Raw genomic sequence first — 11,573 nt, 5'->3', positions numbered from 1 at the left:
GCCGAACTCAGAAGTGAAACGCCGTAGCGCCGATGGTAGTGTGGGGTCTCCCCATGCGAGAGTAGGACACTGCCAGGTATCAAATCAAGTAAAGACCCCATGCCAAAAGCGTGGGGTTTTTGCTATGTAGAAAATAAAAGAACCAAAGAAAGAGCCTTCTGCTGAGCAGAGGGCTTTTTTTATATCTGAAATTTGGATACGACTTAACAGTATATGAATCACATATATACAGGTATGCGGTCATTGCATATATCTAAGCTGACAAGAATACTTGGATGCCAAGACAATATTCCTGCTGTATTAATCTTTCTGCCATTTTTATAACCACGACCACAGAAATAAAGCCTCATTCCCTTAGAATCATTGACTCTAAAATTGAAACGATGTTTTGATTATTGAGGTTTAAATGAATGCTGGTCTCTTTGTATATACCGCAATATTGGCGACGACTCTTACCTGTACAGCGGTTCAGGCAAGCCCAGTGACATACCAAAAAGTAGCCATTACTGAAAGCAACCTACCGGTATTTTATCCACAGCTAAAAAAGCAAATGACTTATCAAAGCTCATGGTTAGCAGGCAAATATAATGATTTTGCTTTGTGGAAAAGTGATACCAGGAAAATTCTTCGACAGGCACTACTCACTCCTGACTCAACAATTGCTTTCTCCGCAGAAAAGATCGATCAACAAGAACGTGGTAGCTATATTGCTGAAAAGATAGTGTTTAATATCACAGATGAAAGCCGAGTGCAGGGTTTACTATTGACGCCAAAGAGCAAAGGGCCTCATCCGGCGATTGTTTTATTGCATGACCATGGCTCCAAGTTTGATATCGGCAAAGAGAAAATGATTCGTCCTTGGGGGGATAGCGCGCAGCTTGCCTCAGCACAAGCATGGTCAGATAAATTCTTCAGCGGTAAGTTCATTGGCGATGAATTGGCAAAACGAGGATATGTGGTGCTATCCATCGATGCTATTGGTTGGGGTGATAGAGGCCCTATCAGCTATGAGCAGCAACAAGCTGTAGCCAGTAACTTCTTTAATCTTGGGCGATCATTAGCGGGAACAATGGCTTATGAGGATATGCGAACTGTTGATTTTCTGGCGACATTGCCATCAGTTGATCCGCAGCGTATTGGCGTTGTAGGTTTTTCTATGGGTGCTTATCGCGCCTGGCAACTAGCTGCATTGTCCGATAAAGTGGCTGCAACTGCGGCTATATCTTGGTTTGGCAACTACCAAGGCCTGATGACACCAGGGAATAACGTACTTCGCGGACAATCTGCGTTCTATATGCTGCATCCTGGCATTGCCAATAAATTAGATTTTCCAGATATTGCCAGTTTAGCCGCACCAAAGCCGATGCTACTTTTTAACGGCGGAAAAGATAAGTTATTCCCATCGGATGCTGTGCAAGAGGCATATAACAAAGTACATGCCATTTGGCGTTCACAGAATGCGGAGTCACGGTTGGTCACTCGCAATTGGCCAGCATTGGGGCATGTATTTTATCAAGAACAGCAAGATGTGGTGTTCCCGTGGTTAGATCGCTGGCTCAAACCATAAAAAAAGGCCCCGTAGGGCCTTGTGTGAAATCAACCGAATTAGTGAGAGCTGCTCTGAGAGGCACCCAAGCCAGTTTGTGAACGTACAAACTGGGCTTTAAAGCGCAGCCGTTCTTGCTGGCCCTCTTCTGAGTTATCGGTAATGGAGAAGAACCAGATCCCGACGAATGCTACTATCATTGAGAATAGTGCAGGGTATTCATAGGGATAAATTGGTTTTGCATGTCCCAGGATAGTTACCCAGATTGTTGGGCCTAAAATCATCAGGATGACCGCAGTTAGTAATCCTAACCAGCCTCCAATCATTGCTCCGCGAGTCGTCAGCTTTTCCCAATACATAGAAATGAAAATAATAGGGAAGTTACAACTGGCGGCAATGGAGAATGCCAGGCCAACCATGAAGGCAATGTTTTGTTTTTCAAACAAAATACCCAAGCCGATTGCGACAAACCCTAAAACCACGACGGTGATTTTCGATACTTTCAATTCATCACGCTCATTTGCTTTGCCCTTCTTGATGACACTGGCGTAAAGGTCATGAGAAACCGCAGATGCACCCGCTAATGTCAGGCCCGCGACCACCGCAAGAATAGTTGCAAAGGCAACAGCTGAGATAAAGCCTAAGAAGAAACTTCCGCCTACAGCATCAGCCAGATGAACTGCCGCCATATTATTGCCGCCCAGCAATGCGCCGGCCGCATCTTTAAAGGCTGGATTTGGGCCGACTAACAGGATTGCGCCAAAGCCAATAATAAAGGTCAATATGTAGAAGTAACCGATAAAGCCTGTTGCATAAAACACGCTTTTACGTGCTTCTTTGGCATCACTTACAGTAAAGAAGCGCATCAGAATATGTGGCAAGCCAGCGGTACCAAACATCAATGCCAGGCCAAGCGACAAGGCGGATATAGGGTCGGATACCAACCCCCCTGGGCTCATGATTGACAGCCCTTTAGGATGAACTTTAACCGCTTCGCTGAACAGTGTATTGAAGTTGAAGTTAACCGACTTCATCACCATGAGCGCCATAAAGGATGCGCCAGCCAGCAGTAATACGGCTTTGATTATCTGTACCCATGTTGTGGCCAACATGCCACCAAACAGGACGTACATCACCATCAAGATACCGACCAATACTACGGCAACGTGGTAGTTTAAACCGAACAGCAGCTCAATTAATTTACCGGCCCCGACCATTTGTGCAATCAGGTATAAAGCCACTACAACTAGCGAACCACAGGCCGATAAGGTACGGATAGGTCTTTGTTTCAGCCGGTAAGATGCCACATCGGCAAAAGTATAACGGCCCAGGTTGCGCAGACGTTCAGCGATTAAAAATAGAATGATTGGCCAGCCGATTAAAAAGCCGATGGAATAAATCAGACCATCGTAACCGGAGGTATAAACCAATGCAGAAATACCGAGGAATGAGGCCGCAGACATAAAGTCACCGGCAATCGCCAAACCATTCTGGAAACCGGTTATACGCCCACCCGCAGTGTAATAATCGCCACGTGAACGGGTTCGTTTAGATGCCCAGTAGGTGATATATAGTGTTGCGCCGACAAACAGCACAAACATCACAATTGCTTCAATATTAAGTGGTTGACGATGGACTTCACCGGTAATTGCTTCTGCTTGTGACAGAGCAGGCAGAGCCAATAAGGAAAGTACGGACCAATGGCGAGTCTTCATTGCTTCACCTCACGAAGAATTTCTGCCGTCAGACGGTCAAACTCGCCATTAGCACGAATAACGTAAATACCTGTCAGAACAAAAGAAATAACAATCAAACCCACACCAACGGGAATGCCGCGAGTAATGGTCGCGCCTGCGTATAGCGGGGTGCCGAGCCATTGTGGTTCGAAAGCAATAAGGAAAATGAAACCGACATACAGCGCCAAGGTAATCAGCGACAGTAGCCAGGCAAAGTGACTGCGCTTTTGCACCAACTCTTTGAAACGCGGGTTATTTTCAATCTCTTGATAAATGTTGTCATTCATCAGAGTCTCTCCTTTGAGGCATTAAATAAGGTGCCACCCGAAGGCGGCATAATTTACGATGGTGCTTGCATTGATTGTTTTTCTTCCAGCAATTTGTCGACGACACCCGGATCGGCGAGCGTTGAGGTATCCCCTAAGTTACTGGTATCACCTGCGGCGATTTTGCGTAGGATCCGGCGCATGATTTTGCCCGAACGCGTTTTTGGTAATGAATCGGTCCAATGCAAGATATCGGGTGTGGCGATTGGGCCAATCTCTTTACGTACCCAATTGCGCACCTCGGTATACAGCTCAGGAGTTGGCTCTTCACCATGATTCAGGGTGATGTAGGCATAGATAGCCTGACCTTTAATGTTATGCGGAACCCCAACGACAGCGGCTTCGGCAATTTTTGGGTGTGAAACTAGCGCCGATTCAATTTCAGCGGTGCCCAAACGATGACCTGACACGTTCAGCACATCATCGACCCGGCCAGTTATCCAGTAGTAGCCATCTTCGTCACGGCGTGCGCCATCACCACTGAAATACATACCTTTAAAGGTAGAGAAATAAGTTTGTTCAAAACGGTCATGATCGCCAAACAGGGTACGGGCCTGACCTGGCCACGAATCGGTGATGACCAAATTACCTTCGGCGGCACCTTCTTGTGGGTTACCCAAGTTGTCAACTAGCGCCGGCTGAACGCCAAAGAATGGGCGAGTTGCAGAGCCTGCTTTCAATTCGGTTGCCCCTGGGAGTGGGGTTATCATGAAACCACCGGTTTCAGTCTGCCACCAGGTATCAACTATCGGGCATTTACTATTACCGATTTTGTTGTAATACCATTCCCATGCCTCTGGGTTAATCGGCTCCCCAACCGACCCCATGATACGCAACGAAGTTCGTTTAGTGCCTTCGATGGCTTTGTCACCTTCGGCCATTAAGGCACGAATGGCAGTGGGTGCGGTATACAGAATATTGACCTGATGTTTATCAATCACCTGACCCAAGCGATTGACGCCCGGATAGTTCGGCACACCTTCAAACATTAAGGTAATGGCACCGCAAGCCAGTGGGCCATACAGTAAATAGCTGTGGCCAGTCACCCAACCCACATCAGCAGTACACCAGTAGATATCGCCAGGGTGGTAATCAAAAACGTATTTAAAAGTCAGTGCGGCATAAACCAAATAACCGCCAGTGGTATGTAATACCCCTTTCGGTTTACCGGTAGAACCGGAGGTATAAAGGATAAACAGTGGATCTTCCGCATTCATTTCTTCCGCTGGGCAGTCGTCCGAGGCATCTTTAATCAGGTCATGCCACCACAGGTCTCGCCCATCTTTCCAATAACTGGCATTGCCGGTTCGTTGAAATACAACCACATTTTTGATACTGGTAATGGCAGGGTTTTTCAGCGCTTCATCGACATTTTTTTTCAGTGGAATTGCGCGGCCAGCACGGATGCCTTCATCGGCAGTAATCACCAGTTTTGAGTTAGAGTCGATAATTCGGCCAGCGACGGCATCAGGTGAGAATCCCCCAAAAATCACCGAGTGAACCGCACCAATACGGGCGCAGGCCAACATTGCAACGGCAGCTTCTGGCACCATTGGCATATAGATAGCAACAACATCACCTTTCTTAATGCCCAGCTTTTTCAGCACATTGGCAAATTGGCATACATCATGATGAAGCTGTTTGTATGTAACGGTTTTGGACTGATTAGGATCATCACCCTCCCAGATAATCGCAGTTTGATCACCGCGTTCTGCCAGATGGCGGTCCAGACAGTTTACTGCAAGGTTCAATGTACCATCTTCAAACCAGCGGATACTGACATGGCCGGGATCGAAAGAGGTATTCTTCACCGTTTTATAGGGTTTAATCCAATCAATAATCTTGCCATGCTCACCCCAGAATTCATCTGGGTTTTGCACCGACTGTTGATAGTATTGATGATATTGTTCTGGGTTTATCAGGGCATGCTCTGCAATTGCAGTTGGAATAGGGTGCTTATGTATTTGGCTCATCATCATTCTCCTTGAGATTGTTAATAATATGTCAATCAAAAGTTAATTATAGTGTGAGGAGATGTTTTGTTTCTTTTTTGGGCGACAGATCACGCATAAAAGATGTTGATTTAGAGACTTACTTAATGCGCTGAGTGGTGAATCGATATCTTAATGATAGAAGAGCGGCCATCTGACCATGATATAAAGGAAAGGAAATGTGGGCATCAGCTCATTTTCCGTGCGAAAAGAGGATATTTATAGACCGACAAAAACGAATAGTATTAACGCTACGTGATTAACACTCTTTGGTATTAATGGTTAACCTAAAAAAGGAATATTCATTTACTACTGAAGAGGAATTATTATTTTAATGTCTTACTGTAATTAAAAATCTGTATATATTCTAAGATGAAATATGCATTGGAAAATAAAAAACGAACGGCATAAATATGCATTTTATTGTTTTTATTTTTTTAACTTTTAATTGAGAATTTTCTCAAAAAAAATCGACTTTGGTTGCGGAATATCCAAAATAAGCGGAGAATCACCATAAATGTATTTAACAAAATACAAACAAAACAATTCACAAAAGAAAACATAATTATGGATTATGCAATAATTTAATTTCGCTCATTTTTTCTACTGACGGGTTGGGTTACTATTTGTCATTGATGTGTTTTACTTTTTTAATAACAAATATTTACTGATAATTAGTGATTGTTCTGGCCGATTTCAAGCACCGGCGTGATGTAGGCTTAGTGTAAACAAGGCTTGCAGAGGAGTGCCTAGAAATGATACTGATTTATAACGTGGACGGCTGGCGGGAGGCTGGACCATAAGTTTTATCAACTATAGCCCCGTACTTAATGATTAAGTATTCTATTTAAGATGCTTGGTAACTTGCATTTTATGGGATGCTTTGAGGAATTTTTAGGGTATGAAAAGTGTAAAAATAAGTCTGGCCTGGCAAATACTCATTGCACTGGTATTAGGTATTTTGGTTGGTGCGGTTTTGCATAACCAAATTGAATCAAGAGAATGGCTAGTTAATAATATTTTAAGCCCGGCGGGTGATATCTTTATCCGCTTAATTAAAATGATTGTGGTGCCGATCGTTATTTCAACCTTGATCGTAGGTATTGCCGGGGTTGGTGATGCGAAGAAGCTTGGGCGAATTGGTCTTAAAACCATCATTTATTTCGAAGTTATCACGACTGTTGCCATTATTGTCGGGATCACTTTGGCGAATGTGTTCCAGCCAGGGCACGGCATTGATATGTCAGCGTTGACCGTGGTTGATATCTCTCAGTACGAAAAAACCACCGAACAAGTACAAAGTGGTAGCCACAGCCTGGTAAGCACTATCTTGTCGCTGATCCCTGCCAACGTCTTTGCCTCTATGGCAAAAGGCGATATGTTGCCAATTATTTTCTTCTCAGTGTTGTTTGGTTTAGGGCTGTCTTCATTGCCAAAAGAAACCAAAGAACCACTGTTGAATGTGTTTAAAGCAGTATCTGAAAGCATGTTCAAAGTTACACACATGATTATGCGTTATGCGCCGATCGGGGTGTTTGGCCTGATCTCGGTAACGGTCGCCAATTTTGGTTTTGCATCACTAATCCCACTCGCCAAATTGGTTGTGCTGGTTTACGCCGCTATTATCTTCTTTGCTTTAGTCATACTGGGTACTGTAGCGAGATTATGTAAGTTGCGTATTTGGACATTGATTCGAATTCTAAAAGATGAGCTGATTCTGGCGTATTCTACGGCCAGTTCTGAGACTGTATTACCGCGAATTATCGAAAAAATGGAAGCTTATGGTGCGCCAAAAGCGATTACCAGTTTTGTCGTACCAACCGGTTATTCATTTAATCTGGATGGCTCCACGTTATACCAAAGTATTGCAGCGATATTTATTGCCCAACTTTATGGCATTGAGCTATCAATCGGGCAAGAGATTATTCTGGTGCTGACTTTGATGGTGACTTCGAAAGGTATTGCCGGTGTTCCGGGTGTCTCTTTTGTTGTCTTGCTGGCAACATTAGGCAGTGTCGGTATTCCACTGGAAGGCTTGGCCTTTATTGCCGGCGTTGACCGTATTCTGGATATGGCGCGTACTGCACTGAATGTGGTAGGGAATGCATTAGCCGTGTTGGTTATTGCCAAGTGGGAACATCAGTTTGATCATAAGAAAGCCAAGGCTTATGAGAAAACATTGTTTGCACCGAAGCAAACACCAGTTCAAAGCTAATACCTGTTCAAAACAATCCATCACATTTTCTATTATCAGTTAAAGCCCCCTGTTGGAGACCGACCGACAGGGGGCTTTATTATTACTTAATGACCAAACATAAGCATGGCGATAATTTACTGGCATTATTCATTTAAGCCTAAGCGGTATGACCAATGAATCAGTTCTGCAACTTTATGCACATCCAGTTTTTTCATCATATTAAGGCGATGAGTTTCAACGGTTTTCTGACTGATAGAAAGCTGAGTCGCAATAATACGATTACAAGAACCTTCGGTGATCAGCTTTAATATTTGCCGCTCGCGTGGCGTTAAAATGGTTTGATTTGTCTCGCAATCTTGGGTCAATTTGCTCAATAAAGCGCTATTGAGCGCGGGATCAATATAGCGCTTACCCGCCGCCACAGTTTGAATAGCCGCCATCAAAATTTGTTGTGGGCTTTTCTTCAGAACATACCCTAGCGCACCATTATTTAGTGTTCGACTGGCGTAGTGCTCTTCATGACGAGCAGTCAATGCTAAAATCTTCATGCCTGGCCAGCGGCGCCGAAGTTGAATAATGACATCAAGACCATCCATACCGGGTAACCCTAAATCGATTATGACAATATCTGGCTCGGTTTGGCGGCATAGGTTATACACATCCAACCCATTCTCCGCTTCACCGACAATCTGATAGCGCGGATAAGCTGCAAGCATATTTTTGATGCCATTAATAATCAGCTCATGATCGTCCACAATTAATAATTTTGTATTCATAAAGTTATTCCTTTACCTGATGATTTAAATGGCCTCATGGGAGCCCCTTGGCCGAAATTGCCAATGGATTATTTCGTCGAGGCGAGTGATATCTAGTTGAGTAATCCTTTCCTTTGCTTCAATGGCTATTTCCAACTGAATAACTGCTTCTTGTAATTCAATTAATCCTGCTTGTCCGGCACACCCTTTCAGAGTGTGAAGATGGCTCGATAGGGTTGGGATATGAGTAAGAGAGTCTCTTGCCAGTTGCAGTAACTCTTGCAGTGATTTTGATAATTTAAGACGGAGTGAGTCGTCTGCCAGGTTCAATAATGGTTTGGCGGTGGTTATTTGCGGAGTGAGATTAATCCCACGTTCTAGCTGAAATTGTGCCGTCAGATCCAGAACTTCTGCCAGTTGAATGAACGTCACTGGCTTAGAGATATAATGATTCATCCCTGCCTGATAGGCCTTTATTTTTTCATCCGGGTTAGTATTCGCACTAAGTGCCGTTATCATGCAGCGGTTATCTAAATTAATTGTATCGTTGCGCCAATGTTGGGTTGCTGTCAGGCCATCCATTCCCGGCATACGAATATCCATTAGCACCAGATCAAAATATTGGCCTTGCCCGATATGCAGTGCAATTTCGCCACTTTCGGCTAACGTAACCTGATGCCCCAGTTGTCGCAGCATCATGCCAGTAATATCACGATTGGTTTCAGCATCGTCGACCAGCAATATACTCATATGCCAAGGTTGCAGCGGAAGATTATGTTGTATCTCTTGCAGGCAAGGAGGTGAGCATCCTTTATTGTCCAAATAGTGTTTTACCTTGGTATATAAACGGCCGGGTAGATAACACAATTCTTTATCAGAGAACAGCTCGAGCGGCAGGCTAATCGATTTATGACTCATCGGTTGGCAGGTGATGCCCCAGGCAGATAATTGTGCCTGTAACGATGAGGGGACCGCATAGCACACATTCTTAAAAGGCATTGCTGGAGTTGTCCCTCTAAACGGTAGAGTTAATGAGAAACGACTGCCACAATTAGGCTTACTATACAGCGTAATATTTCCCCCCATCATTTTTGCCAGATTATCTGCAATAGTCAGTCCCAGGCCGGTTCCTTGCCCATGATCATAGGTTTGAATAAAGGGGCGGAATATCTTCTCCTGATGCTGTGAATCAATACCGCAGCCGGTATCTTCAACGGTAAAACAGAGTTGCTGACCTTTGCGTTCAACAGTGAGACTAATATGACCTTGCCGCGTAAATTTAACGGCATTGCCCAATAGGTTTACCAGAATTTGCTTTATGCGCTGACTATCCAGCTCAATTTCTAGTGGCACGTCTGAACTGATATAAGTAGAGAGCGCGATAGGTTTATTTAAGACCTGGCTGTGTATGGTTAACATTGCCTGATCCAGTAAAGGTAATAGCGCTGTTTTCTCCTGCGACAAGGTTAATTGACCGGATTCAATACGCGAGAAGTCCAGGAGGTTATTGATTATTGCCAACAGTGAATGTGAACACTGACGTGCGGTCTCTGCTAACCGATATTGCTCTGGTGCCAAGGGGGTATTTTGTAATAACTCGACGGCACCTAAAGCCCCATTCAAGGGGGTTCGGATCTCATGACTGATGGTGGTCAAATGTATACTTTTTCGATGGTTTGCTTGTTCCGCAGCTAATTTTGATTTCGCCAACGCCAATGTCCGTTCTTTTACTTTCATTTCTAATGTGTCGTATTGCTCATTCAAATTATCTAATAAGCCGTTGTAGGCACGAGCAATGTGGCCTAATTCATCCATACGTTTAACAGGTAATCGTGGCTCCATAGCTTGTGGCCCAGTGGAGCCGATAATATTGACAAAGTTCCATAATGGAATGGCCAGGTAATATCGCAGTAATAAAGAAAGCGCTAAGGTAAGGAGCAGTAAAATTGCCAGAGCAAAGGGGAGTTGATGTAATGCGGGCTTTGCGGCCTCCCAAGCGAATCCTATACGTGGATAAATCACTAATTGCTGCCAGCCGGGGCCTTTTAGTTGAGTTCTTAGTACCAAATAATCGGGTGTTTGTTGCCAGCCATCGTGTAAGTGAATATTTTTCAGTTGGCGGAGGATTTCGTATAACTGATTTGACGGTATGTTTTGTTGAGAAAGAGGTAATAATTTTCCTTCTTTATCTAGTAGTAAATTGATATCTCGCTGATCAAATGATTGATCATTAGTTACTAATTCATTCAGTTTTAATGAAAATCCCGCTAATGATCCCATTTGATCACACGCAGCAACCGAAACATGCCAGCCATTTTGCTGAGTATAAGTGGGCATTCCCCAAAAAATATTATTGTGAGTAGGAAATATGGGAAGCAAAAGTAACTCTTTACGGCGTTGCTTTAAATATTCGTGGGAAACATTTTGCGGTTTAAAGATAGTAATTCCATCATTGTTCTTAATCGTAAAACTATCAAGATAATAGGTCTGGCCTGACGTGCCGTAAGCCTGTTTTATCTGAAAATCATGTTTAGATTGAGTGGGGGAACAAGTTATCGAATTAATAAGAATGTTGTTTTTTACGCTCTCATTTTTGATTGGTATAGGGAATCCCCAGCTCATTTGGTTATGATCCTGGCGGTTGATCAATGAAAGAGCATCCCTTTCTGCCCCTTCAAATTGGTAATTACTTAAATCTGCTCGTAATGATGCTATGTGTGTTAACTCACTTACCAAACGTTGACGCGTATCTTCATATGAGAAGAATGCTGTCATGGCAATTGAAATTAACCAAATAGCCATTAAGGTCATACCCAGTAATAGTGTCAATCGAGTGACGAGTGATGATGATTTTTCCATAAAGTCACCTGACTGTTTTTTTTAGTACGCCACAGCCAAAATTTGATATCAAGAATTACACTGATTTCATTACTACTCGTTATAGATTCATTTAATTATGAATAATGAGTAAAGCAGGCTTTTACCTTATATCAGACATTTAAGATTAGAGGATAATTAAAAC

The 11,573-nt window shown here is 43.5% G+C and carries 7 protein-coding genes; 2 read left to right on the top strand and 5 right to left on the bottom strand.

Annotation, left to right across the window (positions count from 1 at the left end; translation table 11 throughout):
• The first annotated feature begins 406 nt into the window (after positions 1–406).
• Positions 407–1,567, top strand: coding sequence for a dienelactone hydrolase family protein (locus QSV56_RS19110; RefSeq protein ID WP_019080790.1), 1,161 nt, complete (start codon positions 407–409; stop codon positions 1,565–1,567).
• 38 nt (positions 1,568–1,605) lie between these two features.
• Here the strand turns inward: QSV56_RS19110 and actP are convergent, their stop codons facing one another.
• Genes actP through acs form a run of 3 tightly spaced genes read right to left on the bottom strand, consistent with a single transcriptional unit; the run spans position 1,606 to position 5,581 of the window.
• Positions 1,606–3,261, bottom strand: a complete 1,656-nt coding sequence (gene actP, locus QSV56_RS19105) for a cation/acetate symporter ActP (RefSeq protein WP_005175651.1) — start codon at positions 3,259–3,261, stop codon at positions 1,606–1,608.
• Entirely contained in the window at positions 3,258–3,569 is a 312-nt protein-coding gene (locus QSV56_RS19100) for a DUF485 domain-containing protein (protein ID WP_005156735.1), read from the bottom strand. Before QSV56_RS19100 ends, actP begins: the two co-directional genes overlap by 4 nt.
• A 53-nt stretch (positions 3,570–3,622) precedes the next feature.
• A complete protein-coding gene (acs, locus tag QSV56_RS19095) occupies positions 3,623–5,581 on the bottom strand; it encodes an acetate--CoA ligase (RefSeq protein ID WP_050130996.1) in 1,959 nt (652 codons plus the stop codon).
• A gap of 919 nt (positions 5,582–6,500) precedes the next feature.
• Between acs and gltP the strand changes: the two genes are divergently transcribed.
• A complete protein-coding gene (gene gltP, locus QSV56_RS19090; protein ID WP_019080788.1) occupies positions 6,501–7,814 on the top strand; it encodes a glutamate/aspartate:proton symporter GltP in 1,314 nt (437 codons plus the stop codon).
• A 125-nt stretch (positions 7,815–7,939) separates the two neighbouring features.
• Here gltP and QSV56_RS19085 read toward each other — a convergent pair whose 3' ends face one another.
• The gene (locus QSV56_RS19085) at positions 7,940–8,572 is read right to left on the bottom strand and encodes a two component system response regulator (RefSeq protein ID WP_019080787.1); all 633 of its coding nucleotides are present in this window, start codon (positions 8,570–8,572) and stop codon (positions 7,940–7,942) included.
• A gap of 24 nt (positions 8,573–8,596) precedes the next feature.
• Positions 8,597–11,410 carry a two component system sensor kinase gene (locus QSV56_RS19080; protein WP_046695549.1) on the bottom strand — a complete coding sequence of 938 codons (2,814 nt, stop codon included), beginning with the start codon at positions 11,408–11,410 and terminating at the stop codon, positions 8,597–8,599.
• Between the last annotated feature and the right edge of the window lie 163 nt (positions 11,411–11,573).

The organism is Yersinia sp. 22-579 (genome assembly GCF_030433455.1).
Lineage (GTDB): Bacteria > Pseudomonadota > Gammaproteobacteria > Enterobacterales > Enterobacteriaceae > Yersinia > Yersinia enterocolitica.
This window is presented reverse-complemented; position numbering and strand designations above follow the sequence as displayed.

Bases quoted from the DNA above. Each gene is read 5' to 3' on its own strand.
- QSV56_RS19110 (WP_019080790.1), top strand. From the start codon at position 407: ATGAATGCTGGTCTCTTTGTATATACCGCAATATTGGCGACGACTCTT.
- actP (WP_005175651.1), bottom strand. From the start codon at position 3,261: ATGAAGACTCGCCATTGGTCCGTACTTTCCTTATTGGCTCTGCCTGCT.
- QSV56_RS19100 (WP_005156735.1), bottom strand. From the start codon at position 3,569: ATGAATGACAACATTTATCAAGAGATTGAAAATAACCCGCGTTTCAAA.
- acs (WP_050130996.1), bottom strand. From the start codon at position 5,581: ATGAGCCAAATACATAAGCACCCTATTCCAACTGCAATTGCAGAGCAT.
- gltP (WP_019080788.1), top strand. From the start codon at position 6,501: ATGAAAAGTGTAAAAATAAGTCTGGCCTGGCAAATACTCATTGCACTG.
- QSV56_RS19085 (WP_019080787.1), bottom strand. From the start codon at position 8,572: ATGAATACAAAATTATTAATTGTGGACGATCATGAGCTGATTATTAAT.
- QSV56_RS19080 (WP_046695549.1), bottom strand. From the start codon at position 11,410: ATGGAAAAATCATCATCACTCGTCACTCGATTGACACTATTACTGGGT.